The sequence below is a fragment of the Tepidibacillus decaturensis genome (genome assembly GCF_001561915.1).
Taxonomy (GTDB): domain Bacteria; phylum Bacillota; class Bacilli; order Tepidibacillales; family Tepidibacillaceae; genus Tepidibacillus_B; species Tepidibacillus_B infernus.
Genome location: NZ_LSKU01000001.1, coordinates 549,687 through 575,344 on the forward strand (window position 1 = coordinate 549,687; position 25,658 = coordinate 575,344).

Annotated in this window: 25 protein-coding genes, 1 pseudogene and 1 other annotated feature; all 26 genes and pseudogenes read left to right on the forward strand. The window is 36.8% G+C overall.

Translation table 11 applies throughout. The features are described 5' to 3' along the window. Positions 1 to 215 precede the first annotated feature (215 nt). Complete coding sequence (locus U473_RS02585; RefSeq protein WP_068723052.1) at positions 216 to 785, forward strand: GNAT family N-acetyltransferase; 570 nt, start codon at positions 216 to 218, stop codon at positions 783 to 785. Next, positions 770 to 1,327 (forward strand): GNAT family N-acetyltransferase, encoded by a 558-nt coding sequence (locus U473_RS02590; RefSeq protein ID WP_068723054.1) that lies wholly within the window; start codon positions 770 to 772, stop codon positions 1,325 to 1,327. Before U473_RS02585 ends, U473_RS02590 begins: the two co-directional genes overlap by 16 nt. Positions 1,328 to 1,424: 97 nt before the next feature. Next, positions 1,425 to 1,674, forward strand: a binding site (T-box leader). A gap of 52 nt (positions 1,675 to 1,726) precedes the next feature. Then, positions 1,727 to 4,387, forward strand: coding sequence for a valine--tRNA ligase (locus U473_RS02595; protein ID WP_068723056.1), 2,661 nt, complete (start codon positions 1,727 to 1,729; stop codon positions 4,385 to 4,387). Positions 4,388 to 4,412: 25 nt separating this feature from the next. Continuing rightward, on the forward strand, positions 4,413 to 5,744 hold the full coding sequence (locus U473_RS02600) for a bifunctional folylpolyglutamate synthase/dihydrofolate synthase (RefSeq protein ID WP_068723058.1): 1,332 nt from the start codon (positions 4,413 to 4,415) through the stop codon (positions 5,742 to 5,744). Between the two features lie 15 nt (positions 5,745 to 5,759). Then, positions 5,760 to 7,148 (forward strand): UDP-N-acetylmuramate--L-alanine ligase, encoded by a 1,389-nt coding sequence (murC, locus tag U473_RS02605; protein ID WP_068723060.1) that lies wholly within the window; start codon positions 5,760 to 5,762, stop codon positions 7,146 to 7,148. A 186-nt stretch (positions 7,149 to 7,334) separates the two neighbouring features. Then, a pseudogene (locus U473_RS02610) lies at positions 7,335 to 8,989 on the forward strand (GspE/PulE family protein). 11 nt (positions 8,990 to 9,000) lie between these two features. After that, on the forward strand, positions 9,001 to 10,038 hold the full coding sequence (locus U473_RS02615) for a type IV pilus twitching motility protein PilT (protein ID WP_068723061.1): 1,038 nt from the start codon (positions 9,001 to 9,003) through the stop codon (positions 10,036 to 10,038). A 13-nt stretch (positions 10,039 to 10,051) separates the two neighbouring features. Further along, entirely contained in the window at positions 10,052 to 11,263 is a 1,212-nt protein-coding gene (locus U473_RS02620) for a type II secretion system F family protein (RefSeq protein ID WP_068723063.1), read from the forward strand. An 85-nt stretch (positions 11,264 to 11,348) separates the two neighbouring features. Continuing rightward, complete coding sequence (locus tag U473_RS02625) at positions 11,349 to 11,711, forward strand: competence type IV pilus major pilin ComGC (RefSeq protein ID WP_068723065.1); 363 nt, start codon at positions 11,349 to 11,351, stop codon at positions 11,709 to 11,711. 82 nt (positions 11,712 to 11,793) lie between these two features. After that, positions 11,794 to 12,060 carry a prepilin peptidase gene (locus U473_RS15460; RefSeq protein ID WP_153011982.1) on the forward strand — a complete coding sequence of 89 codons (267 nt, stop codon included), beginning with the start codon at positions 11,794 to 11,796 and terminating at the stop codon, positions 12,058 to 12,060. Then, complete coding sequence (locus tag U473_RS02630) at positions 12,057 to 12,545, forward strand: prepilin peptidase (protein ID WP_153011983.1); 489 nt, start codon at positions 12,057 to 12,059, stop codon at positions 12,543 to 12,545. The genes U473_RS15460 and U473_RS02630 overlap by 4 nt, the downstream gene beginning before the upstream one ends. Positions 12,546 to 12,568: 23 nt before the next feature. Beyond that, positions 12,569 to 12,931: a prepilin-type N-terminal cleavage/methylation domain-containing protein gene (locus U473_RS14710; RefSeq protein ID WP_068723067.1), complete on the forward strand. Its 363-nt coding sequence runs from the start codon at positions 12,569 to 12,571 to the stop codon at positions 12,929 to 12,931. Beyond that, positions 12,931 to 13,419 carry a prepilin-type N-terminal cleavage/methylation domain-containing protein gene (locus U473_RS02640; RefSeq protein ID WP_321164137.1) on the forward strand — a complete coding sequence of 163 codons (489 nt, stop codon included), beginning with the start codon at positions 12,931 to 12,933 and terminating at the stop codon, positions 13,417 to 13,419. Before U473_RS14710 ends, U473_RS02640 begins: the two co-directional genes overlap by 1 nt. 11 nt (positions 13,420 to 13,430) lie before the next feature. Beyond that, the gene (locus U473_RS14885) at positions 13,431 to 14,129 is read left to right on the forward strand and encodes a pilus assembly PilX N-terminal domain-containing protein (RefSeq protein WP_068723072.1); all 699 of its coding nucleotides are present in this window, start codon (positions 13,431 to 13,433) and stop codon (positions 14,127 to 14,129) included. A 58-nt stretch (positions 14,130 to 14,187) separates the two neighbouring features. Beyond that, complete coding sequence (pilM, locus tag U473_RS02650) at positions 14,188 to 15,228, forward strand: type IV pilus biogenesis protein PilM (protein ID WP_068723074.1); 1,041 nt, start codon at positions 14,188 to 14,190, stop codon at positions 15,226 to 15,228. Beyond that, entirely contained in the window at positions 15,218 to 15,868 is a 651-nt protein-coding gene (locus U473_RS02655; RefSeq protein WP_068723075.1) for a PilN domain-containing protein, read from the forward strand. The genes pilM and U473_RS02655 overlap by 11 nt, the downstream gene beginning before the upstream one ends. Next, positions 15,861 to 16,487: a type 4a pilus biogenesis protein PilO gene (gene pilO, locus U473_RS02660; RefSeq protein ID WP_068723077.1), complete on the forward strand. Its 627-nt coding sequence runs from the start codon at positions 15,861 to 15,863 to the stop codon at positions 16,485 to 16,487. The genes U473_RS02655 and pilO overlap by 8 nt, the downstream gene beginning before the upstream one ends. Before the next feature lie 126 nt (positions 16,488 to 16,613). Continuing rightward, entirely contained in the window at positions 16,614 to 17,723 is a 1,110-nt protein-coding gene (locus tag U473_RS02665) for an SPOR domain-containing protein (protein WP_068723079.1), read from the forward strand. A gap of 132 nt (positions 17,724 to 17,855) precedes the next feature. Continuing rightward, positions 17,856 to 19,271 (forward strand): aspartate ammonia-lyase, encoded by a 1,416-nt coding sequence (gene aspA / locus U473_RS02670; protein WP_068723081.1) that lies wholly within the window; start codon positions 17,856 to 17,858, stop codon positions 19,269 to 19,271. Between the two features lie 204 nt (positions 19,272 to 19,475). Next, positions 19,476 to 19,718, forward strand: a complete 243-nt coding sequence (locus U473_RS02675; protein WP_068723084.1) for a DUF4321 domain-containing protein — start codon at positions 19,476 to 19,478, stop codon at positions 19,716 to 19,718. Positions 19,719 to 19,723: 5 nt separating this feature from the next. Next, on the forward strand, positions 19,724 to 20,329 hold the full coding sequence (locus U473_RS02680) for a Maf family protein (protein WP_068723086.1): 606 nt from the start codon (positions 19,724 to 19,726) through the stop codon (positions 20,327 to 20,329). A gap of 50 nt (positions 20,330 to 20,379) precedes the next feature. Next, positions 20,380 to 21,075 carry a RadC family protein gene (gene radC / locus U473_RS02685; protein WP_082732334.1) on the forward strand — a complete coding sequence of 232 codons (696 nt, stop codon included), beginning with the start codon at positions 20,380 to 20,382 and terminating at the stop codon, positions 21,073 to 21,075. Positions 21,076 to 21,174: 99 nt separating this feature from the next. After that, the gene (locus tag U473_RS02690) at positions 21,175 to 22,206 is read left to right on the forward strand and encodes a rod shape-determining protein (protein ID WP_068723088.1); all 1,032 of its coding nucleotides are present in this window, start codon (positions 21,175 to 21,177) and stop codon (positions 22,204 to 22,206) included. A 45-nt stretch (positions 22,207 to 22,251) separates the two neighbouring features. Continuing rightward, complete coding sequence (mreC, locus tag U473_RS02695) at positions 22,252 to 23,154, forward strand: rod shape-determining protein MreC (RefSeq protein ID WP_068727401.1); 903 nt, start codon at positions 22,252 to 22,254, stop codon at positions 23,152 to 23,154. Next, a complete protein-coding gene (mreD, locus tag U473_RS02700; protein ID WP_068723090.1) occupies positions 23,154 to 23,663 on the forward strand; it encodes a rod shape-determining protein MreD in 510 nt (169 codons plus the stop codon). Before mreC ends, mreD begins: the two co-directional genes overlap by 1 nt. A 20-nt stretch (positions 23,664 to 23,683) precedes the next feature. Further along, on the forward strand, positions 23,684 to 25,630 hold the full coding sequence (gene mrdA, locus U473_RS02705; protein WP_068723093.1) for a penicillin-binding protein 2: 1,947 nt from the start codon (positions 23,684 to 23,686) through the stop codon (positions 25,628 to 25,630). The last annotated feature ends 28 nt before the right edge of the window (positions 25,631 to 25,658 follow it).

The following is a 25,658-nucleotide window of genomic DNA, read 5'->3' on the forward strand; positions in this document are numbered from 1 at the left end:
TGCGATATAAATATCAATATAATAATTTCTAACAATGGAAGGGAAACTAGGGTTCCGTTTGCAAAGGCAAAGACAGGTCCGAGCGATTCCAAGCTTTTTGCTACACCGTGGGGATAAAAGACTCGTGCGGTAAGTTCCAATGGCGAACTTATCAGGAACGAGTCTTTTTTGTTTTACCATGATAAAGAATTAAATCAAAAAGGGGGAGGGTTATGATGTTAAAAGGAAAGCTGGTTCAATTAAAAGCGGTAGAAAGAGAAAATCTATCCAAATACCTAGAATGGGTGAATGATCCAGAAGTCACCCAATATTTATCACCACAAACACGTTTTCCAAAGACGCTTGCAGAGGAACATCGTTGGTACGATAACCTTTTAAAGCAGGATGATAAGTTTGTCTTTTCCATTTATACGCGAGCAGATGATCGAATGATTGGAAGTGTTGGTTTACATTCTATTAGTTGGAAAAATCAATGGGCAATCGCAGGGATTTTTATAGGAGATAAAGATTATTGGGGGAAAGGATATGGAACAGAGGCTTTTCGTTTATGTCTCTATATAGGGTTTCAAGAATTAGGATTACAGCGAGTTGAATTAGGGGTTTATGCTTTTAACGAAAGAGCGATCAAAAGCTATCAAAAGCTTGGCTTTGTTGAAGAAGGTAGAAGAAGAAGATTTTTGTACCGCAATGGTCAATTTTACGATGAAGTGATGATGTCTATTCTTCGAGAAGAGTACCTTGAACGCTACCAAAAGGAGGATGAAGAGAGATGGAAAACCTTTTAAAAGGAAAGAGAGTTCAGCTTAAGACCATCGATCCAGAAAAGGCACCATTATTTAACCAATGGTTTAATGATCCTCACATTACGGAAAATTTGCAATGGGGTACCCTTCCTATGCCAATGGAGTTATCCAAGAATTTTGGGGATCAGGCTCAACAACCCTCAAAAACAGATCAACACTTTTCTATCCATGCACTAGATCTTCCTGAGGGAGAGGAATCCTATATCGGCCATATTAGCTTACATCATATCGATTGGCGGAATCGAGTCGCTGAATTAGGAATTGTGATAGGCGATCAGAAGCACTTAAGTAAAGGTTATGGAACTGATGCAATCAAAACGCTACTTCACTTCACTTTTATGGAAATGAACTTAAACAAAGTGATGTTACGTCATTATCAATTTAATGAAAGGGGACATCGAGCCTATCTTAAAGCCGGTTTTAAAGAAGAGGGACGCTTACGTCTGCAGCTTTACCGTCATGGTAGGTTTTGGGATGTGATCTATATGGGTATATTAAAAGAAGAGTTCATGAACAACCAATGACCTACTTTCATAGAATAATTGTAAAAAGAAATTTGACTTTATCTTTTGTTGTGATTACAATATAGTTAAATATTTTGTCGGTTAACATGTAAATAGAGGAATAACCATGAAAGGGAGGAGTAAGTAACCTTACCTTCAAGAGAGGGAAACCATTAGCTGTAAGGTTTCCTAAGGCAGAAGTTACTGAAGGTCGCCCTGAAGTTGTCCATTTGAAATGATGTAGAATGGACCGGATCATCAACCGTTACTGATTGAGTGCATGAACACACAAATAGAGCTAGGTCTAAGCTAGTTGTGTTTCATGAACAAAGGTGGCACCGCGAAAACAAACTCTTTTCGTCCTTTGGGATGGAAAGGGTTTTTTATATTTTATGGGTATTATGAATAGGAGGAAAATCAATGGCTGAACAACTTGAATTACAAATCCCAACTCAATACGATCCGAAGGATATTGAGAAAAAGTGGTATGAATATTGGTTAGAGCACGAATTTTTTAAAGCAGGCAAAGATACATCAAAACAACCCTATAGTATTGTGATTCCACCACCCAATGTGACAGGGATGTTGCATATTGGTCATGCATTGGACTTCTCTTTACAGGATATCATCATTCGGATGAAGCGAATGCAGGGATATGACGCTTTATGGTTACCAGGAACAGATCACGCTGGAATAGCGACGCAAGCCAAAGTAGAGGCAAAGCTTCGAGAAGAAGGGATTAGCCGCTATGATCTTGGGCGGGAAAAATTTCTTGAGCACGCATGGGAATGGAAAGAAAAGTATGCTAATCGAATTCATGAACAATGGGCCAAATTAGGACTCTCTTTAGATTATTCTAGAGAGCGTTTTACCCTTGATGAAGGCTTATCCCAAGCAGTTCGTAAGGTTTTTGTTAGTTTTTATGAAAAAGGACTCATCTATCGTGGAAAATATATTATTAACTGGGATCCAGAAGCAAGAACCGCTTTATCAGATATTGAAGTAGAATATAAAGAAATCATGGGTGCTTTATATCATATGAAATACCCACTGAAGGATGGAAGTGGTCATATTGTCGTTGCCACTACTCGTCCTGAAACCATGTTAGGGGATACTGCGGTTGCTGTGCATCCAAATGATGAACGTTACCAACATTTAATCGGCAAAACGGTAGTCTTACCTATTACAGACCGTGAGGTTCCAATTATTGCAGACGAATATGTTGAAAAAGAGTTTGGAAGTGGTGCAGTAAAAATAACACCTGCCCATGATCCGAATGACTTTGAAATTGGCTTACGTCATCAACTTCCACAGGTTTTAGTGATGGATGAATCAGGACATATGAACGAGAATGCTGGAAAATATCAAGGCATGGATCGTTTTGAATGTCGTAAACAAATTGTCAAAGATCTTCAGGAACAAGGGATTCTTTTTAAAATTGAAGAACATCTTCATTCTGTTGGACATAGTCAACGAACAGGGGCGGTTGTTGAACCCTATTTATCTACCCAATGGTTTGTGAAGATGAAGCCTCTGGCAGAAAAAGCAATTCAACAACAAAAAAGCGGTAATGGTGTTCACTTTGTACCAGAACGTTTTGAAAAGATCTATCTAAATTGGATTGAAAATATTCGCGACTGGTGTATTTCCAGACAATTATGGTGGGGTCATCGTATACCTGCTTGGTACTGTGAAGATTGTGGCGAAACGATCGTCCAAATGGAAGAGCCAAAATCATGTTTAAACTGTGGCCACACCCATCTTAAACAAGATGAAGATGTTTTAGACACTTGGTTTAGTTCTGGTTTATGGCCATTTTCAACGATGGGTTGGCCAGAGCGAACGGAAGATTTACAAAGATTTTATCCAACAAATGTATTGGTAACTGGATATGACATCATCTTCTTTTGGGTGGCAAGAATGATCTTCACTGCCCTAGAATTTACTGGAGAAAATCCATTTAAAAATGTCTATATTCACGGCTTGGTTCGTGATAGTGAAGGAAGAAAAATGTCCAAATCCCTAGGAAATGGAATTGATCCAATCGAAGTGATTGATCAATATGGCGCAGATGCCCTACGTTTCATGCTGGCAACAGGGGGTACGCCTGGGCAAGACTTAAGATTCCATTTTGAAAGGGTAGAAGCTGCCCGTAATTTTGCAAATAAAATTTGGAATGCTTCCCGTTTTACCATCATGAACTTAGGCGATTTTTCTGTAAAAGATATTGATTTATCAGGTACATTAACGACTGCGGATCAATGGATTTTACATCGTTTTAATGAAACAGTAAAAGCTGTCACAAGACTGTTAGAACAATATGAATTTGGTGAGGCTGGAAGAATGTTGACCAACTTCATTTGGGATGAATTTTGTGACTGGTATATTGAATTAGCCAAACTTCCTTTATATGGTGACCATGAGCAAGCGAAGAAAACGACGAAATCGGTTCTTACCTATGTCTTAGATCGTACCTTACGTTTGTTACACCCTTATATGCCATTTATTACAGAAGAGATTTGGCAACACCTTCCACATGAAGGGGAAAGTATTACTCTAGCAAGCTGGCCAGAATATCGTGAAGAATTTGTTAATGAACAAGCAGCAAAAGAAATGGTATTATTAATGGATGTGATCCGCTCTGTTCGTAATATCCGTGCAGAAGTCAACGTGCCATTAAGCAAAAAAATTCAGCTTCTCATTAAACCAGTGAATAAAACCAATGAAGAGATTTTACTCAAAGGAATCTCATATATTAAAAAGTTCTGTAATCCAGAAATCTTAGAAATCTCTACAGAGGTTACTTCACCTGAAAAAGCAATGTCCGCAATTGTGACAGGAGCAGAGATTTATTTGCCTTTAACTGGCTTAATTGACATTAGTCAAGAAATAAGCAGATTGGAAAAAGAATTAGAGACCCTTAATTTTGAAGTAGAACGAGTTCAAAAGAAATTAGCTAATAAAGGTTTTGTAGATAAAGCACCTGCTGACGTTATAGCCAAAGAAAAAGAAAAAGAGCAAGACTATCTTGAAAAAAGAGACAAAGTATTAGCAAGAATCAAAGAGCTAAAAATGTCATAGTATATTTTGAGAGTGGTGGATTGTCATGGGGTTAGGTAAAGTGAGAACAAAGGAAGAAGCAATTGAATGGATTCACAGTTTAAAAACATTAGGGATTAAACCAGGACTAGATCGTATGGAATGGATGTTAGAGAGATTAGACCATCCTGAACGAAGGGTTAAATTTGTCCATGTTGCAGGGACGAACGGTAAAGGGTCAACAGTAAGCTTTATTAGCCAAGTCTTAAGGAAATCTGGTTATAAAGTAGGTACCTTTACCTCTCCTTATTTAATTGAATTTACCAATCGAATTCAAGTAAATGGCAAGGATATTTCAGGCGAGGACTTAGTTAAGACCTTAAATCAGGTGATCCCTTTAGCTGAAGAGCTCTCCCATATGGAATTGGGGACGCCAACTGAATTTGAAGTGGTAACAGTGATCGCTATTCAATATTATGCGACCATAGCCTATCCTGATGTAGTGGTTTGGGAAACAGGGCTTGGAGGAAGATTAGATTCCACCAATGTGGTTCACCCTATTGTATCTGTGATCACTAATGTGGGATACGATCATATGAATCTATTAGGAGATACCATCAAAGAAATTGCATGGGAAAAGGCGGGGATTATCAAACCAGGAGTTCCAGTTATTTCTGGAGTTGAAGATGAAGAGGCTTTACAAGTGATCAAGGAAATGGCTGCGTCTAAAAAAGCCCCAATTTATCAGTTAAATGAACACTTTACTTTTACTGCCAATAAAATAAATCAAGAGGGAAGTTCCTTTGATTTTACAGACCCTTTTTTGACCATGCCTGAGATTCAGATTAGAATGTTAGGCCCACACCAAGTGAAAAATGCGGCTGTCTCACTTATGGCATTAGATGTTTTGCGGCAGTTCTATGCTTTCTATATAGATGAAGAGGCATTTTATTCAGGGATGAAAAGCACGTTTTGGCCAGGCCGATTAGAAGTGCTTTCTGAACAGCCTAAAATCGTGATCGATGGTGCTCATAATCCTGAAGGGGCTAAAAGCTTAGCAGAGACCATTTCTCTATTTTCTTATCAGCGCTGTATCATGGTTACAGGGATTTTAGCAGATAAAGCGATTAGCAACTTTTATCAAGCGATACTTCCCATTGCTGATCTGCTGATTGTGACAGAACCTGATTTTCCAAGAGCAGCAAAAACAGAAGACGTAAGAAATAAGATTCATTCTATTGATCAACAAAAAGAAGTGATAGAGATTTCTAATTGGCAACAAGCTGTTGATCGGGCGATTCAAATGGCTGACCCTGATGATCTAGTGATCATTACTGGGTCATTGTATATGATTTCTGATGTTCGTCGATTTCTTTTAAACGAACGTGAAAAGAATTGAAGGTTGGTGAATAAGGTGAATAAAACACAACATGTTCATTTTATTGGGATTGGTGGCTATGGAATGAGTGCCATTGCTCGCGTCATGCTTGATTTAGGATATCAAGTAAGCGGTTCTGATGTCACTCGTAAGGATTTAACAGATAAGTTAGGTGCTAGGGGAGCAAATATTTTTATTGGCCATCACGAATCCAATATTGACGGTGCGGAATTAGTTGTCTATTCCACAGATATCCCAAAAAACAATGTCGAATTGCTAGCAGCGGAGAAACAGAATATTCCTCTTATTCACAGATCTGAAATGTTGGCAAGACTTTTAAATGAAAAGAAAGGGGTTGCTGTTGCTGGAGCTCATGGAAAAACAACAACCTCCTCAATGATAGCTTTAGTCATGGAATATAATCAATTAGACCCAACCTTTGTAATCGGTGGAGAGGTTTTGAATATTGGCAGTAATGCTAAAGCTGGGAAAGGTGAATATGTGGTTGCTGAAGCCGATGAAAGCGATGGGACTTTTCTGCAATACTTTCCATCAATTGCTGTTGTAACCAATATTGAAGCCGATCATTTAGAAAACTATGATGGAAATTTTGATAATTTAAAAGAAGCTTATTGCAAATTTCTTAATCAAGTTAAACATGACGGGATCGCTGTCGTGTGCTACGATGATTCTTACATACAAGAGCTTCTTCCAGACTTAAAAGGTAAAGTGATCACATTTGGATTTGATCCAAAGGCAGATATGTATGCAAAAGAGCTTACTTTTATCGATCGAACGGTTTCTTTTACTGCTGTTTATCATGGAAAAGAGTTAGGGCAAGTGCAATTATCAATTCCCGGAAAGCATAATGTTTTAAATGCATTGGCTACCCTGATTGTTGGTCTTGAAGCAGACATTTCCTTTGAAGGAATTGCTCGGGCTTTACATGAATTCACAGGAGCAAAAAGAAGATTCCAAGTGATTGGGGAATATAATGGAATGACAGTTGTTGATGACTATGCCCATCATCCTACAGAAATTCAAGCGACGATTAGTGCTGCCAAAGCAACTGAAAAGAGAATTGTAGCTGTATTTCAACCTCAACGTTATACACGCACCTTTTTCCTTTTAGATCAATTTAGCCGTGCTTTTGCAGAAGCAGACGAAGTAATCATCACCAATATCTATTCTCCTGCGGGTGATAATAAGATTGAAGGGGTTAATGCTCAAAAATTGGTGGAATTAATCCGCCAAAACAGTAATGGAAACGTGAAATTTTTTCCTACAAAAGAAGAAGTATTTGACTATTTAGTTGAATCATCAAGACCAAATGATCTGATCCTAACGATGGGAGCAGGAGATATTTGGAAGGTAGCTTCCCAACTGGCAGAGGTTTGGAAGAGAAAGAAAAAAGAAATCGAATGATTGTGACCAATGAGGCATCCTTCTTGTTGTGAAGGGTGTCTTTTCTTTTGTCACAGTTTTTTAAAAAAATTTCCTTGATTAACAATTGAATCATTGCAGGGAAACGACTCCTTTTAACGAATATATAAAGATTAAGAATTATAGTTCAATAGTCCTATTTCGAGGTTTGAAGGGTGGATACTTTTTATGGCAAAAAAACGGATCGGAGATATTTTAGTAGAAAGTGGTCTAATTACACAGGAGCAGTTAGAGGAAGCATTAAAGATCCAAAAGCAAACCAAAAAAAGATTAGGAGATACCCTGATTACAAATGGTTTTATTACAGAACAACAATTGATCGAAGTATTAGAATTCCAATTAGGAATCCCTCACGTTAGTTTATATAAATATCAGATCGATCGCTCAATTGCCCAGATTATTCCAGAATCGTTAGCTATTCGTTATCAAGTTATTCCAATTAAAAAAAAGGAAATAAACTTACTGTTGCCATGGCTGATCCTTTAGATTATTATGCAATTGATGATTTGAGAATGACCACCGGTTTTCAAATTGAACCTGTGATTGCAACCAAAGATGAATTATCAAAAACGATTGATCGCTTTTACGGGATGCAGGAAACAGTAAAAGAGATTATGCAACAACTTCCAAAAGAGGAATATGAAGATGAAGAGAATCAATCGGATGATGCACCGATTCGTCGAATGGTGAATCAAATTATTCAAAATGCCGTTCAGCAACAAGCAAGTGACATCCATTTTGATCCGACAGATCATGAATTAAGGATTCGTTTTCGTGTCGATGGCGTCATTCGTACGGAACAAACGGTATCCAAACATATGCAACCAATTGTAACAGCAAGACTAAAGGTGATGGCGAACCTTAATATTGCTGAAAAACGACTGCCTCAAGATGGCCGTATCCAAATGGTAATTGACCATCGTACCATAGATATTAGGGTTTCTACTCTACCTACCGTTAATGGTGAAAAAGTAGTGTTAAGATTATTAGATTTAAGTCAAGCAGTAAAACACATTGAACAACTTGGTTTTACAGAAGAGCATGCACAAAAATTTCGCCGAATGTTTAAAAAAGCATATGGATTGATCTTAATTACAGGACCAACTGGTAGTGGGAAAACTTCCACACTCTATGCAGCACTTAATGAATTAAATCATGACGATGTAAATATCATCACTGTAGAAGATCCTGTGGAATATCAACTGCAAGGAGTTAACCAAGTTCAAGTAAATGAAAAAATTGAACTAACGTTTGCTAAAGGTTTAAGATCTATTTTACGTCAAGATCCTAATATTATCATGGTTGGGGAAATTCGTGATACAGAAACGGCAGAAATGGCAATCCGTTCAGCACTAACAGGACATCTGGTTTTAAGTACATTACATACCAATGATGCCGTATCAAGTATGACTCGGTTAATCGATATGGGAATAGAGCCCTTTCTTATCTCTTCTTCTGTAAGTGGCGTGGTTGCCCAAAGGCTAGTTAGAAGGGTTTGTACCGATTGTGCAGAAGAATATAGGCCAACTATTGAGGAACAATTGTTACTTGATCAATATCATATAGAAAAGCCCAAACTATTAAAAGGACGGGGCTGTTCTAAATGCAATCGTACTGGATATCGAGGTAGAATTGCCATTCATGAATTGTTAGAATTAGATGAGCAAATGAAACAAATGATTGTAGAGAAAAAGCCCGATTCAGCCTATAGAGAGTATTTTAAAGAAAAGGGTTTTGTCACGATGGTCGAAGATGGACTGAAAAAGGTACGCCTTGGGCTAACTACGATTTCAGAAGTAATGAGGGCGACGATGAATGATTGAGGTGAATCGATATGTATTCGATTGAAGAGTTAATGCTAGAAGCATTTAACCGACAAGCTTCTGATTTACATATTACAGTAGGGGCAAAACCTACCTTTCGCATTCATGGGAAACTCGTTTCGATGGGTGATACTGTGTTAACCCCTACGGACACGGTAGATTTTTTAAGATCAATTGTAACAGAAAGCCAATACCAAGAGTTTTTAGAAAAGAGAGAATTAGATTTTTCCTATGGAGTCCCTGGTATCTCAAGATTTAGAATCAATGCCTATCAACAAAGAGGGACAGTAAGTTTGGCTGTTCGCGTCATTCCTACCAAAATTCCTGGTTTAGAAGAATTAGGGGCTCCTCCAATCTTGAAAACCTTTATTGAAAAACCGCAGGGGCTAATCTTGGTAACTGGACCAACAGGCAGTGGAAAATCAACAACTTTAGCATCCATGATCGATCTGATTAACCAGACTCAAGATAAGCATATTATTACGTTGGAGGATCCGATCGAATACTTACACCGCCATGGAAGAAGTTTAATTGACCAACGTGAGATCGGTGTTGATTCTTCTAGTTTTGCAACTGCATTGCGCTCCTCCTTACGTCAAGACCCAGATGTTATTTTAGTAGGAGAAATGAGAGATTTAGAAACCATTTCAACCGCTATTACTGCAGCAGAAACAGGCCATTTGGTTTTTGCTACCTTACATACGACTGATGCAGCGAATACGATCGACCGAATCATCGATGTATTTCCTGCCTACCAACAATCACAAATTCGTATTCAGCTTGCATCGGTTTTAGTAGGAATCATCTCACAAAGGCTAATACCAACGATTGATGAAAAAGGTCGAGTGGTGGCAATGGAGATTTTGGTGAATACACCTGCAGTAGCCAATCTGATACGCACGGAAAAGGTTCATCAAATTAAAACCGTGATGCAAACAGGAAAAGGGTTTGGTATGAAAACGATGGAAATGGCATTAAAGCAATTAGTTGCACAAGGGAAAATTAATGATGAGATAGCAAAAAAAGTGGTACTTAATTGGAATGTATAAGTAGGTGAGAAGGATGGCCCAATTTCAATATCTAGTCGTTGATCGAAAAGGAAATCGAATCAATGGGACCATCGAAAGCGATCGACGAGATATGGCGATTATGGAATTAAAAAATCAAGGCTTCTATATTCTACAAATTAAAAAATCGAGAACCAATGCTTTAAAAAGAGAAATTGAAATTGGAAAAATAGTCAAAGTGGAAGAATTAGTAGTATTCATTAGACAGTTAGCTACCTTAATCAAAGCAGGGGTTACAATTATTGATGCCTTATTTGTTTTAACTGAACAGACAGAAAACAAAAAATTTCGTAAAATCCTACGACAAATTGAAGCAGATGTGCGAAATGGAGAAACCTTCTCTTCAGCACTTTCCAACCACCCTAAAATTTTTCCTGTTTTAATCATCAACATGGTAAGAGCAGGGGAAATTTCCGGGAATTTAGATGAAACTTTAAATGGTGTTGCCATTTTTTTAGAGAAAGAGAGTAACACAAGGAAAAAGGTAAAATCGGCTTTAACCTATCCAACAGTGGTCAGTATCTTTGCCGTTCTCGTAACCATCTTTTTACTAATTAAAGTAGTACCAGGGTTTGTGAATATGTATGCCGATTTTGGTGCGGAGCTTCCACTCCCAACGAGGATTGTGATTGGAATCAGTAACTTTTTTATCCATCAGTTGTATATGCTGATCGGATTTGTTCTTCTTATCGTTGGTTCTTTATATATGGTTAGTAAAAACCTGAAATGGAAATACTATTTAGATTATGCGAAATTAAAAATTCCTGTATTTGGTAAGTTGATGCAAAAATCGGCTTTATCCAGATTTTCAAGAACCTTTAGTACCTTATTAGCGAGTGCCGTACCGATTCTTCAGGCCTTAACGATGGTGAGTCAAGTGGTGAATAACGAAGCGATTGCAAAACCAATTCGCGATGCAAGAGACCATTTGCGCCAAGGCAATCCTTTACACGAACCTTTGAAAAAAAATCCGCTTTTCCCACCATTATTAACACATATGATGGCGATTGGAGAAGAAACGGGTTCGATTGATGAAATGTTGAATAAAGTGGCGGATTTTTATGAAGCTGATGTAGAAACGATGACAGACCAATTAAAATCATTGATTGAGCCATTGATGATCGTTTTTTTAACGGTGATTGTCGGTACAATAATACTGGCTGTTATTATGCCGATGTTTGGAATTTATAATCTGATTGGGAGTTAGTGTGGCCGAGAGTGCGATCCTCAGTGGCCACAACAAAGTTAATACTTTTATGTAAAGATAAAAAGAGAAATGGGAGGTGAGAACCATGAGAGAAATGATACGTAAACATGTAAAGAATCAACGCGGTGTTACTTTAATTGAGTTACTGGCTGTTATTGTGATCTTAGGTATTATTGCAGCAGTGGCTGTTCCGGTAGTTGTTAATCAGATCTCTGATGCTGGCAAGAATACTGACGAAGCATCAATAGCAATTATAGCAGATGCTGTTCAAAGGGCAGCTATTAAGGGAGACATTACAACTCCAACTTCAGAAACTGAACCGGTTCAATTAAGTGTATTAGTTGACAAGGGATATTTAAAAGAAGTTCCCGTACCAAAAGAAAAAGGTAAGACTAATTTTAGTGCTACAATTGATTCTAATGGAAAAGTGACTGTAACTGCAAACTAAAATAAACTTATACTCAATTATCTTCAGGTGCCAACTTTCCTGAGTTGGCACTTCCCTATTTTTTAAAAATCGAGGGATCTCTATGAATTTACTATTTTGGACAATCTATATTCTCTTAACCTTATTTATCGGCTCATTTTTAAATGTAGTCGCTTTACGCATACCCAAAAATGAATCGATTATTTATCCACCTTCCCATTGCCCATCTTGTCAACATCGTTTATCTGTACTAGATTTAATTCCTGTTTTAAGCTACATCGGGTTAAAGGGAAAGTGTCGATATTGTCGGGTTAAGATTTCTCCTATTTATCCATTAGGAGAGCTTTTGACTCTTGTTCTATTTTTTTGATTCAGTTTTCTTTTGGTTTTTCTAAGGAGCTTATCATCGCTTATCCTTTTGCTATGATCATGATCGCCGCTACCTTAAGCGATCTTAAGTATCAAGTGATTCCTAACCGTATTACTTATTTTGGGATCGCCTTATTTTTGATTCTTCGTTTTTGGATTCATCCATTATCGATTTGGAATTATTGGATTGGCGCAGTTTTAGGTGGAGGGTTACTCTTACTAATTGCTATTTTAAGTCGAGGTGGAATGGGTGGTGGGGATATTAAGTTATTCTTCCTCATTGGCTTGGTCTTAGGATGGCAAAACACCTTGCTGGCACTCTTTTTGTCGACAGGGATCGGTGCCGTGATTGGTGGAATCCTGATGTTATTAGGGGTTGTAAAACAAAAGCAATTGATTCCTTTTGGACCTTTTATTTTTATTGGAACAATGATTACTTATTTCCTTGGAAATCAAATCTGGCAGTGGTATCTTGGGTTATATTAACAATTCAAAAGGAGGTAGTACCTTTGAAAAATCAATATATACAGAATCAAAAGGGGATTACCCTGATTGAATTACTTGCTGCCATTACTATTTTAGCAATCATCATTATTCCTGTTTTTCAGCTATTGGGGTATAGTTATTCCTCCTACATCGATGATCTAAGAAAAGTAAAAGCTATTTCGCTTGCTCAAAAGTATATGGAAGAAGCAAAGATCGATTCAAAAATGGCTGGGGTTTATACAGACGAGTCATATAAAACACAAGTAGAAGTAAGTAAAAATAATCAATCGAAATTGGATCAAATCAAAGTAAGTGTCTATTGGCAAAATATTGATCCAAATCAACGTTTGACCTTTTTAATGACAGAAGTAAGGGATCCAAAATGATGAGAAAATACTTTAGGAATCAAAAAGGGGTTACATTAATTGAACTATTAGCTGTGATTATGATCCTAAGTGTGATTATTTTGGCGATCTCTTCTGTTCAACTTTACTTTCTAAAAAGTCATAAAGAAATCAATGAAGGCTCTTTTAAAAATGATGAGTCCGCTTTTTTTATTCAATGGTTTTCCAATCAAGTCCGAGATGCTAGTGACATAACTATTCAGACAGATTTCTTAGGAAATGCCATATCAGTCACGATTACAAAAAATATTGAACCATCCATTTCAATTGAATATGATCAAGTTACGAAAAAAATCAAAATGAAAGACTCTGAACTTACCTTGTTGAAAGATGTTTCTTCCTTTCAAGTTGTAAAAAGAATACAAGGGAACAGAATAGGTGTTAACCTTTCAATAGAATTTATGAATCAAAATCAATCTGCTCCTATTGAAATAACCATTTTTTCTCAAGTAGATGATAAAAAGAATTAAGGATGAGATCGATGTGCCAAATCAAGAATCAATTGAATAAAGAGAATGGTTCTGCACTCATCATGGTCCTATTATTCACAACGATCATTGGTATATTAGGGACAAGCTTGCTATATGTTTTATTTACACATCATCAAAATGTATTAAAAGAAGAATTAAAAATGCAAGCATATTACGCTGCAGAGGCAGGGATAGCGAGGGGAATTGATCTTATTGGTCTATTTGCTGGACAAGAAGAAGATGAAGTAGATGGTGAGAAAAATAATAATGGAAATGGGAATGAAAATGGGAACGGGAACGGTAAGAAAATAGGACTTAAAAACCGTGATACGATCTCTGAATTCCCGTTAACTGATACGATATTATCTGAAGATAAGATAAAATTAGAGTTTCAAGTCGTTCAAGATGGAGAACACTTAATTTCCACAGGAACGGCGACAAACGGCAATCTAGTTTATTCCACAAAGATCACCGTTGAGTTTGATTTCACCGCGACAAATGGCAACCATTATGGTTGGTATAAGTGGCTTGATGAAATTGACAAACAAAAGAAGGAAAAAGATAAAGACAAAGACAAAGACAAAGACAAAGACAAAGACAAAGACAAAGAAAACATACAAGATGAAGGCAATGATAACGGAAACCACAATGGTTGGAATAAAGGGTACAAGGTAAAGGGGCTAAGCATTATAAGCTGGAAAGTAGATTAAGCATCTTATTATCATTTGAACAAGATATTGTTTTTGACGGGGAGGAGGTAGGATCAACATGAGAAATATTTTTTCAAAAAAACAACGGCTATTATCGATTGTATTTGAAGAGCACAAGATTCGTTTTTTAGAAGCTTCGATAATAGAAAGGGAAATCTCTACCGTTCATCAAGTATTTTCCATAGAAAATTCCATCGTAGATGAAGGTGGGATACTAGATAAAAAGAAATGGACGGAGTTGTTAAAAACTCAAGTAAAACAATATAAGATTAAAGCTAAATCGGTACATCTTGTGATTCCAAGTTCATTCATTATTGTCCGACAGCTTACTTTGCCTGACGTGCAAGAAAAAGATTTAAAGCAAATGGTACAATTCGAAATAGGGAGTACTATCCATCTTCCGTTTGAACAACCGATTATAGACCTAGTAAAAATAAAAACAAAAGAACCAATATTGAATGAAGAAGGGGAATTGGCTGCCCAAGTCGTATTAGTAGCTGCACCAGGTCAACTCATTTATCCACTAGTTGAAGGGCTGCAAGAAAACCGTTTGAAAGCAAAAATCATCGATATTCCAGCCTTAAGCCTTTATCGTTTGTTTAAACAGCTACATCCACAACTAAAGGATGAACCGATCCTTCTGTCATATGTAACAAAAGAAGGCATCGATATTCATATCTTAGATGAAGGAATTGTTTGGTTTACTCGGCATATTCCCATGGTTATTACATCGTTTTTATCTGATTTGTCGGTTGAAGAAGTTTTGGATGCAAAAACCTTGTTGGAAAGAATTCAAAAGAAGGAGAATTACCAATCCTATGTCTTCGACTTAGGAAATGAAATAGAGCGGGCCATCAATTTCTTCCAATATACCTTAAACAAGAGGGACAAACGAATGAAAGGATGTTGGATTGCTACTGATCTTCCTTTTACGGATAGTTTCTACCAATACTTACAAGAGCGAATTGATGTTACTGTTCATCAGTTGACTTGTCAGCCTAAACAAATCACTGTTCCTATGACTAATGAACAATTATTGGGATATGAAGTGGCTGCTGGTATGCTTTTTAAAGAGGTGAGACATGGCCATGGAAATTAATTTATTACCACAGGTGCCGACAACTAAAAAATTTCTTTGGCCGATAGCAGTTGTAATAGGTTTGATTGTCATTGTCTATAGTTCCTTTGTAGGGCTACAAATCTGGAGTAAATCTAACCAGTTAACGAGTCAAACGCAGATTTTAGAGCAACTAAAAAAAGAACGTAAGGCTTCTACAAATCAATTAAATCAAATGAGGCAAGAACGTCAATTGCCTGCTCTTTATTTAGAAACCATAAAACAGTTAGATTCGGCTCATATCAATTGGATATCATTAGTAGATGAGATTAGCAAAAAATTACCAAAAGATGGAAATATTATTAGCATGAGCTGGAAAAATAATGGGAAAATAGAGATGATCGGTTATTTTCATTCATTAGAAAGAGTGGGACAATATATTCAATGGTTAAATCAAATCGAATGGATAAAGGAAGCTAATTTTATTAACACACAGGAAACAACGACACAGGAAACGTATATCCAAGACATATTGGTTTCTGAAAGCAATCTTACAATAACAAAGGAACCTACAGAAACGTTGATACAACCACCTGAAATAGACGTTTATCAAATTACAATTCAAATCGATCTTAATCTTCCATCCTTAGCCATAAAGGAGGGGAATTATAAGAATGAATGAAGGTAAAAAAGCATTACTTCTCCTCTTCGCCTTTTTTGTATTGATGGGAAGCTTTTACTTTTATAAAGTGAATCGGTTAGATAAACAAATCGACCAGATCGTAAATGAGATTAAGCAAGAAAAAGAACTATCCACCTTGACATCAGAGCAAATAGCCAAAATAAAAAAACAACCGATCTCTAAGGAAGTTACTAATTATTCTGTCCATTTACCTGCGAATAAAGGGGTACCTCAGATTTTGTTGTATTTAAATCAAATAGCAGACAAGAATGATATCGATATACTCACGATTAATATGGATGAAATGCAAAGACAGTCGAATCAAGCTAAAAGTTCGGAGCAACCAACTAATGGATTGCAAACTCTAGCAATTCAGTTAAAGCTAGAGGGAGATTATGATAGAATGAGAGCTTTTATTCAAGATGTTTATGAATCGGAGCGATTGATTGATTTAGTCAATTGGAAATGGGAAGTAAGTGGAGAAAGCGAAGCAAGCACTAAACTGACAGCAGAATTAACGTTATATACCTATTTTTACCCTGAGCTGAAAGACTTGATTCCAAACCTTCCAGCCATCCCAACTTACAAACCTGAAAATCGAACAAATCCAATAAAATAAGTTTGTACATTCCAACGCGCTGCGTTGTCCGTGTATTTCTTTCTACTTTTTTTGTTCTCCATGTTCTATTAATCTTCTAAATACATATATATGGGATTAAGAGATTAGGACAAGGAGTGTTTGAGGATGGACAAACCAAAAGTAAATGTAAGAGCATGGAAACCTCTTGATAAAAGAAATAAGGAAACGATTACCTGGAATATGGAAAAAGAACTAACGATACCAAGTGTAAAACCCACCCTATCGAAAAAAGAACCTACAGAATCCCTATTATTACCTATCGAATTACTAAATCAAAATACAAAAAACGAAAAGCAAAGCGAAAAGAAAAGTGAAAAAAAAGATGAAAACATCTTGGAAAAAGAACATTCGAAACCTAAATATGATATTGAAATTGATGAACAATTAGAAAATCGCCAAATGTATAATGATCAACTACTACCTAGGAATAGTTCAAAGAGAAAAAGAAATTCCTCCCACTCGAATTTACTTTGGCTAAAAACGTTTGCAGCAGGAGTAAGTGCCATTGCAACTGGGTTATTATTTGGTTGGATCGTTCTTCAATATTTTGTTTATCCAATGATGAATGGTGATGCGGCCCCTACTACCCCTCCGATCAATGAAATTTCTGTGGTGAATAATCCTGAACAGAATCAAGGAGCTATTGCATTGGTTCCAGAGCAATTCATGTATATGATTCAAGCTGGGGTATTTTCTGACCAAACTGGGGCGCAAAATGTGATCAATACGCTTGTGAATAAAGGGAAAGTAGGTGTGGTAACAAATAGCGCACCTTACCGGGTATTTATGGGGATTGCAATAAGAAAAGAAAACGCAGATAAGTTAAAAGAAATCTTAACAGAAAGCGGTATGGAAGCCTATGTAAAAGAGTATGTGATCCCTGCTTTTAACGGTAATATGTCAAAGCAAACAGCTGAAAGCTTCACAAAATGGATCAATACAGGCGAACAACTAGTCATTCTTTTAACCGACCAATCAGTAAAAATGTTAACTAATCTAAACGAGAAGGTAGAAGATGCTACAATCATTAAAAGCCACCAAGAATTTATCAATGAGGGTCAAGTATTAACTGGTTTACTTACACAGCATAATCAATTAAACGAACAAAATATAGTACAAAAAATGACGGAGCAGATGAACTATGCGATAACCGCACTGAATGCATACAAAAAAATCCCAATCCTCAATATGCCTGGAAAATTCAAGAGGCATTGATGAATTATAAAATGAATTATCAGTCCATCTTTCCTAAAGTAAGTTAAAAAAATTGAATATTGATTGTTTTTCTACTGCCTCAGTGAGATAATAAGGATGGTAAATTTTGAAATTACATGGGGGTAACCTTAGATGAGTGAATTTCGCCTAGAAAAAGACCTGTTAGGCACAAAAGAAGTACCAAAAGATGCTTATTATGGAATTCAAACCATGCGTGCAGTAGAAAACTTTCCCATTACGGGATATCCTCCACACAAGGAATTAATTCGGGCTTTTGGCTATGTAAAAAAAGCGGCTGCAATGGCTAACTCAGAGGTAGGGGTATTAAACAAAAAAATAGCTGGTGCGATTATTCAAGCGGCTGAAGAAGTAATAGAAGGTAAATTGCATGAACATTTTATTGTTGATTCTATTCAAGGTGGAGCAGGAACTTCATTTAATATGAATGCGAATGAAGTAATTGCCAACCGTGCTATTGAAATCATGGGTGGGGAAAAAGGAAATTACCTATTAGTAAGCCCTAATACCCATGTCAATATGGCTCAATCCACCAATGATGCCTTTCCAACTGCTATACATATTGCTGTTTTCAACTTATCCAAGGGGTTGATTGAAGCATTAAAGGAACTACATCAATCATTGGAGAAGAAAACGCAAGAATTTGACGATGTAATTAAAATGGGTAGAACTCATCTTCAAGATGCAGTGCCTATTCGTTTAGGGCAAGAATTTAGCGCATATGGCAATGTGATTAGCCGTGATATCACTCGGATTCAACAATCCGTTCAACACCTTGGAGAAGTGAACATGGGAGCAACAGCTGTTGGAACTGGATTAAATGCCATGCCTCAATATATTAAGCGAGTTGTAGAAATTTTAGCTGAAATTACGGGTCTACCTTTAAAAAATGCCAAAAATCTTGTGGATGCAACTCAAAATACAGATGCTTACACAGAAGTCTCATCTTCACTTAAAATATTAGCGATTAACCTTTCGAAAATGGCTAATGACTTGCGATTGATGGCCTCTGGTCCTCGCACTGGATTCAATGAAATCAATTTACCGCCTCGGCAACCTGGATCATCTATTATGCCTGGTAAGGTGAATCCTGTTATGGCAGAAGTGATTAACCAGATAGCTTTCCAAGTCATTGGCAATGATCATACTATTTCCTTAGCTTCAGAGGCAGGCCAATTAGAGTTAAATGTAATGGAGCCAGTATTGGTTTTTAATCTTTTGCAATCATTAAGTATTCTTCAAAATGGTATTCGTGTTTTCACCCAATATTTAATTGATGGAATAACGGCAAATGTGGAACGTTGTAAACAATTGGTTGAAAATAGTGTGGGCATTGTAACCGCGATTAATCCGCATGTGGGATATGAGATTGCAACACAGGTGGCAAAGGAAGCATTAACAACAGGCAAACCTGTAAGGGAAATTTGTTTAGAAAGAGGTTTACTCACAGAAGAGGAACTAGAACTGATTTTAGATACCAAAGAAATGACTGCTCCAGGCATTGCTGGAGCCCAACTGATTCTTAGATGAACCTTAAAGATTTACTTAAGACTGTTAGGAGTTCTAGCAGTCTTTTTTACATTCTCCCCACAAAAGTGACGACTCCCTTCGAATTTTGTAAGGAAACTTCTGTTGTTTTGCTTGTCACCTTATGATACTTTTGCTACACTTAAATTGACATATCATGACAATTTTAAACAAAAAATATATTGTTTAGGGGAGAAATAGAAACAGATGAAGGCACCGCAGACATTGATATTTGTTATTATTCTCATTAGTGGATTGCTCTTAGGAAGTTTAATTGGACAAATCCTAGGAGAATGGCTTCCAATTTTGAAGGAAAGTCAACAAATTGTTTGGCACCCACGCGCAGATTTAAATATTTTGAAGTATGATTTCAATGTTCAGGTTAAACTAAACTTAGCTAGTTTTATTGGTCTAGGCCTAGCATTCTGGTTATATCGAAAATATAGGTGATTTCAATGGAAAAAATCATTTTAGCTTCTTCATCTCCTCGGCGTAGAGAGATATTAGAATTAATTGGAATCTCCTTTTTGGTTCATCCAAGTGATGTAGATGAAAGTTATAATGAGTCAAATTCCCCTGAAGATATAGTGAAACAGCTGGCAACAAGAAAGGCTATGGATATTGCTTCCTATTATCAAGAGGGAATCATCATTGGTGCTGACACAATTGTTGTATTGGATGGGCAAATTTTAGGAAAACCCAAGGATGAAGAAGACGCTTTTCAAATGTTAAACAGACTACAAGGTAGATCCCATCAGGTATTTAGTGGAGTTGCAGTCGTTGATGCAAAAACAAGGGAAGTGAAGGCATCTTATCAAATGACAAAAGTATATATGGATCCCTTATCAGAAGAAGAGATTCGTTTGTACATTGCGACGAAGGAACCGATGGATAAGGCCGGTTCTTATGGGATTCAAGGCTTTGGTGCCATATTTATTGAAAAAATTGAGGGAGATTATTTCAATGTGGTTGGGCTCCCTGTTGCTTTATTATCTACTTTATTAAAAGATTTTGGTATACAAATTTTAAAGGATATGATCCATCCTAAAAGCATAGTCTAAACCTCTATGTATCCTCTAACGCTTCGGATGTGATGTTTGGAGGAACTCACATGGAACAGATGAAACAAATAATGGTTAAGGACATTCCTGTAGATGAACGTCCGCGGGAACGAATGATCTATTATGGTGCTGACAGTTTAAGTAATGTTGAATTGTTAGCGATCCTGTTGCGAACGGGGAGTAGTAATGAATCTGTTTTTCAACTTGCCCAAAAAATTTTATCAGAAATGGAAACATTACAGAACCTATTAGACGTTACTATAGAGGAACTTACTAAAATTAGAGGGATAGGTCCGGCTAAAGCTGTGCAATTAAAAGCAGCGATTGAGTTGGGTAAAAGAATAGCAAAACATTCTCCTCAAGATAAAGTGACAATTCGTTCCCCAAAGGATGTTGCTGATTATTTAATGGAAGATATGAGATATCTTAAACAAGAACAATTTGTTGCTTTATTGTTAGATACCAAGAATCAAATCTTGGCAAAAGAGGTAATCACCATTGGAACATTAAATTCTTCGATTGTTCATCCTCGTGAAGTATTTAAACCGGCAATTAAGAAAAGTGTTTCGGCGATAATTGTTGCACATAACCATCCAAGTGGTGATCCAACACCTAGTCGTGAAGACATTGATGTGACAAAGCGTTTAGCACAAGCAGGTGAGATTTTGGGGATTGATCTGTTAGATCATCTTGTAATTGGTGATGGACGATATACATCGTTAAAAGATAAAGGATTTTTTACCTAAAAATGGTGATGGATTTATTTCTTTATTGAAGTATAATTTTAAATTAATTGGTAAACTTTTATGACATCATTTGTATAGGGCGAAGGGAGACTTTTTATTATGTTTAGTGGACGTTACATCGGTATAGATTTAGGAACAGCAAATACATTAGTGTATGTTAAAGGAAAAGGAATAGTTGTAAGAGAACCTTCTGTAGTAGCCATTAATAATGAAACGAAAGAGATTAGAGCGGTAGGTAATGCAGCCAAACAAATGATTGGGAGAACACCTGGAAGTATCGTGGCAAGACGCCCAATGAAGGATGGGGTAATCGCTGATTTTGAAACAACAGCAAGAATGATCAGCTACTTTATTAGCCAAGCAGTAAAAAATCGTGGTTTGATCCCAAGAAAACCATATATCATGGTCTGTGTTCCATCTGGTATTACAGAAGTGGAAAAAAGAGCAGTCATTGATGCTGCAAAACTAGCTGGTGCTAAAGAAGCTGAAGTGATTGAGGAACCTTTAGCAGCTGCTATTGGTGCAGATTTACCTGTTTGGGAGCCAACAGGTAGTATGGTTGTAGATATTGGTGGTGGAACAACTGAAGTAGCGGTTATCTCTCTAGGTGGAATTGTAAGTAGTCGTTCTATCCGTGTGGGTGGGGACGAAATGGATGAAGCCATTACTCAATATATCAAAAAAGTGTATAGTTTAATGATTGGGGAAAGAACGGCAGAACAATTAAAGACCGATATTGGAGCAGCGATTGCACCGATTAAGGATGAACAGATGGAAATCAGAGGACGTGACCTCATCACAGGTTTGCCAAAAACAATTACTGTGACTTCCAAGGAAATTGCTGAAGCCTTAACTGATACAGTAGATAACATTATCGAAGCTGTAAAGATTACATTGGAGAAGACCCCACCTGAATTAGCAGCAGATATTATGGATCGAGGGATCGTACTAACTGGTGGCGGGGCTTTATTACGAAATCTAGATCGTTTACTTAGTGATGAAACAGGTATGCCAGTTGTTGTCGCGGATAATCCATTAGATTGTGTGGCCATTGGTACAGGAAAATCTTTAGAACATATGCATTTATTTAAAGACAAGGATAAAGGAAAACGATCAAAGAAAAGTAAATAGGGGTAAGGTTTGACCGAACAAATAGAGAACGAGTAGGTGTTTGGATTGTTTTCTAAGTTATTTAGTAATAAGCATCTGATTATTATTTTGTTTAGTTTAATTATTTTGGTCATCGTAATGGGACTAACGCTTAATCATCGTGAATTAACATGGCCAGAGAAATTTTTAAAAGATACTATCTCGCTAACCCAAGGTATTTTATATAAACCCGCTAGCAAAATAGCGGGTTTCTTTGAAGATATCAACAATTACACCTTGACTTACAAAGAAAATAAGTCACTTAAAAAGATATTACATCAATATTCACAAGTCGTTGCAGAATTAAATCAGCTGCGAGACGAAAATAAACGATTAAAAGAAATGCTAGATTACAAGGAGAAGGCAGTCAACCAGTACCAACTTAAAGTAGGACAGGTTATTGCCAGATCTCCTGACCGCTGGAATAATATGCTTATCATAGATCAAGGTTCAAACGATGGGATCAAAAAAGATATGGCAGTTATTACGACCCAAGGTTTGATTGGGAAAGTATATAGTGTGTCTAGTTTTTCTTCTACCGTCCAATTGGTCTCTAGTAGCACAGATGGTGGCTTTATCTTTGCTGCTATTCAAAGTGAACCTATGACATATGGTGTGGTTGAGGGTTATGACAAAAAGAGAAATGAATTGCAAATAAAAAAAATTGACCTCGATGCTGTGATCGAGCCTGGACAATTGGTTACTACCTCAAATTTAGGTGGCGTATTTCCTTCAGGGATAGTGATCGGAAAAGTGGTTAGGGTAGAAGAAGGAGAAAATGGAGGTTTAACCAAAACAGCATATGTTCAACCTGCAGCAGATCTGTACCATATAAATGAAGTATATATTGTGATGAAAACCAATGTTCAATCGATTAACAGTGGAACAGTACAAGAATCTGAAGAGACACCATCGAAGGAGGTAAAGTAATGGGGAAAGGTTGGATCAATGGTTTACTTTTTCTTCTTTTCCTTTTTGAAGGTACAATTTTCCAATTCCTGACCGCTGATCGATATGGTTCTTCATATGGGATTGTTCCTCGTTTTGTTCTAGCCACAATCATTTTCATCTCAATTTTTAAAGGTAAAACTTATGGCTTGTATGTAGGACTTTTTTTTGGATTTCTTCAAGACATTGTCTATGGAAATGTAATTGGGGTCTATACGATTGGAATGGCTGCTATTGGTTATTTTAGTGGATGGTTAATTCAATATTTTCATCCTTCTTTATCAATCTATGTTTTGTTTCAACTTTTTAGCCAGCTCCTTTTTGAACTCTATCTATATGGAATGTTACGTCTATTTCATCTGATTGATATATCTATAGAATGGTCAATGTTACACTTAATGATCCCATCTGTTGTTGTGAATGTTGCTTTTGCTATATTGGTGTATAAACCATATTTCAGACTTATACAAGAAAAAAGAAAAGATGGCTAGTATAGAGTGAGGTGATGACAATGAAGAAAAAAACCAAAGAAAAGAAACCCATTTCTTTAATACGGATCAATATCTTATTTTTTATTGTGTTTCTTTTGTTTGCTGTCATTATCTTCCGCCTATCTTTTGTGCAATTAGTAGAAGGGGCTAAATATAAAGCTTTAGCTGATACAAATCGAGTTAAAGAGATTCCTTTTACTGCACCGCGTGGATTGATTATGGATGCGAACCATGAGGTGCTTGTGAATAACAAAACAGTTTGGACGATTACGTTCCAAATCAATGAAAACCAAAAACAAGATTACGAACAAATTGCAGCCTATTTAGCAGATATTCTTGTTAAGCCTGATGAAGACAAGCAAAAATTAAAAGAAACGATTTTAAATGATATGGATGTGGGTCCTTTTTTTAGGGCTTCAAAATATATTCCTAGAACGATTCGCGTAGATATTGATGAAAAAACCAGAGCTTTTATTGAAGAACATAAGTCGGAATTACCTGGAATTGAAGTGATTCCAGACCAGATGCGCAATTATATCAATGGGGATTTTATGGGTCATGTCTTAGGATATACCCGTAATATTCCTAGTTCTGAATTGGACTACTACCTTGCCTTAGGTTATAAATTAAACGATCGCATTGGGCGATATGGATTAGAAAAGCAATATGAGGAAGTCTTGCATGGAAAAGATGGGGAATATGTTGTTGAAGTTAACAGTAATTATGAAACAGTGGAGCAAAAATCGTTTACGAACCCTGTTCCGGGTAATAACCTCATTTTAAGTATTGATAAAAGGTTTCAAGATGAAGTAGAAAAGGCATTAGAAAAACAAGTCAATGAAATTAAAAATAGGCCTATAAAACCGGCAAAAGATGTCGAAATTGCTACGGCTGTGGTGATGAACCCGAAAACGGGAGCTATTTTGGCAATGGGAAACTATCCCCGGTTTGATCCCAATTGGTATAATGGCTCAATTTCCACTGAACTTTATAAAGAAAAAATTATGCCTTATGAGGCAAATACGGCTATACGCGGTCGTTTTCCAATGGGTTCTACCATGAAGCCATTAACAGTTCTTATGGGATTACAAGAAGGCGTGATTACTCCAAATACGTATATTTTTGACAATGGTAGAATTCAATATGATAAGGATCCATTGGGTAATCCAATCTATATGAGAAATGCGCAAGGTCACGCCTACGGCAACTTAAATCCTCAAACTGCTTTACAAAAATCAAGTAATATTTTTATGACTGAAGTCGTCATGAGAATGAGAGCAAAATATGGTCTTTCAAAAACCATGGAAAAGATGCGGTATTATGATCAAATGTTTGGCCTAGGGAGTGTAAATACAGGGATTGACCTTCCTGAAGAACTACCAGGAATGATTGCAACGAGTTCTAAAACAATCAAAGTGAATGGAAAAGAAAAAAGAACTACTTTCCCAAATAGCAACTATGTTCAACAATCGATTGGGCAGAATGACACTTTTACGCCATTACAATTAGCTCAATATGTAAGTACAATTGCTAATGGGGGTTACCGTATGCAACCTTACCTCGTGCAAGCGATTGAAGAAGGAACCCCATCAGGAACAAGCGGAAAAATATTATTTAAACGAGAACCTAAGGTGTTAAATAAAGTAGAAATATCACCCGAAAATTTAAAAACCGTACAAGAAGGAATGCTTTTGGTAACCCAGCCAGGAGGAACAGCTTATAGCAGCTTAGGAAATCTCCCTATAAGAGTTGCTGCAAAAACGGGTACGGCTCAGTCCTCGGATCGAAGAAAAGAAGATAATGCTGTATTGATTGGATATGCACCATATGAGGATCCAGAAATTGCTTTTGCCATTATTGTCCCTCATGGTGGTTATGGTGGCTCAACTGCAGGGCCGATTGCGAGAGAGATCGTAAAGGCCTATTTAGAAATCTATAAAAATGGATCGAATCTTAAGCAGGAATAATCAATAACTTGGCGAATTGTAAAAGAAC

Bases quoted from the DNA above. Each gene is read 5' to 3' on its own strand.
- U473_RS02585 (WP_068723052.1), top strand. From the start codon at position 216: ATGTTAAAAGGAAAGCTGGTTCAATTAAAAGCGGTAGAAAGAGAAAAT.
- U473_RS02590 (WP_068723054.1), top strand. From the start codon at position 770: ATGGAAAACCTTTTAAAAGGAAAGAGAGTTCAGCTTAAGACCATCGAT.
- U473_RS02595 (WP_068723056.1), top strand. From the start codon at position 1,727: ATGGCTGAACAACTTGAATTACAAATCCCAACTCAATACGATCCGAAG.
- U473_RS02600 (WP_068723058.1), top strand. From the start codon at position 4,413: ATGGGGTTAGGTAAAGTGAGAACAAAGGAAGAAGCAATTGAATGGATT.
- U473_RS02615 (WP_068723061.1), top strand. From the start codon at position 9,001: ATGTATTCGATTGAAGAGTTAATGCTAGAAGCATTTAACCGACAAGCT.
- U473_RS02620 (WP_068723063.1), top strand. From the start codon at position 10,052: ATGGCCCAATTTCAATATCTAGTCGTTGATCGAAAAGGAAATCGAATC.
- U473_RS02625 (WP_068723065.1), top strand. From the start codon at position 11,349: ATGAGAGAAATGATACGTAAACATGTAAAGAATCAACGCGGTGTTACT.
- U473_RS15460 (WP_153011982.1), top strand. From the start codon at position 11,794: ATGAATTTACTATTTTGGACAATCTATATTCTCTTAACCTTATTTATC.
- U473_RS02640 (WP_321164137.1), top strand. From the start codon at position 12,931: ATGAGAAAATACTTTAGGAATCAAAAAGGGGTTACATTAATTGAACTA.
- U473_RS14885 (WP_068723072.1), top strand. From the start codon at position 13,431: ATGTGCCAAATCAAGAATCAATTGAATAAAGAGAATGGTTCTGCACTC.
- pilM (WP_068723074.1), top strand. From the start codon at position 14,188: ATGAGAAATATTTTTTCAAAAAAACAACGGCTATTATCGATTGTATTT.
- U473_RS02655 (WP_068723075.1), top strand. From the start codon at position 15,218: ATGGAAATTAATTTATTACCACAGGTGCCGACAACTAAAAAATTTCTT.
- pilO (WP_068723077.1), top strand. From the start codon at position 15,861: ATGAATGAAGGTAAAAAAGCATTACTTCTCCTCTTCGCCTTTTTTGTA.
- U473_RS02665 (WP_068723079.1), top strand. From the start codon at position 16,614: ATGGACAAACCAAAAGTAAATGTAAGAGCATGGAAACCTCTTGATAAA.
- aspA (WP_068723081.1), top strand. From the start codon at position 17,856: ATGAGTGAATTTCGCCTAGAAAAAGACCTGTTAGGCACAAAAGAAGTA.
- U473_RS02675 (WP_068723084.1), top strand. From the start codon at position 19,476: ATGAAGGCACCGCAGACATTGATATTTGTTATTATTCTCATTAGTGGA.
- U473_RS02680 (WP_068723086.1), top strand. From the start codon at position 19,724: ATGGAAAAAATCATTTTAGCTTCTTCATCTCCTCGGCGTAGAGAGATA.
- radC (WP_082732334.1), top strand. From the start codon at position 20,380: ATGGAACAGATGAAACAAATAATGGTTAAGGACATTCCTGTAGATGAA.
- U473_RS02690 (WP_068723088.1), top strand. From the start codon at position 21,175: ATGTTTAGTGGACGTTACATCGGTATAGATTTAGGAACAGCAAATACA.
- mreD (WP_068723090.1), top strand. From the start codon at position 23,154: ATGGGGAAAGGTTGGATCAATGGTTTACTTTTTCTTCTTTTCCTTTTT.
- mrdA (WP_068723093.1), top strand. From the start codon at position 23,684: ATGAAGAAAAAAACCAAAGAAAAGAAACCCATTTCTTTAATACGGATC.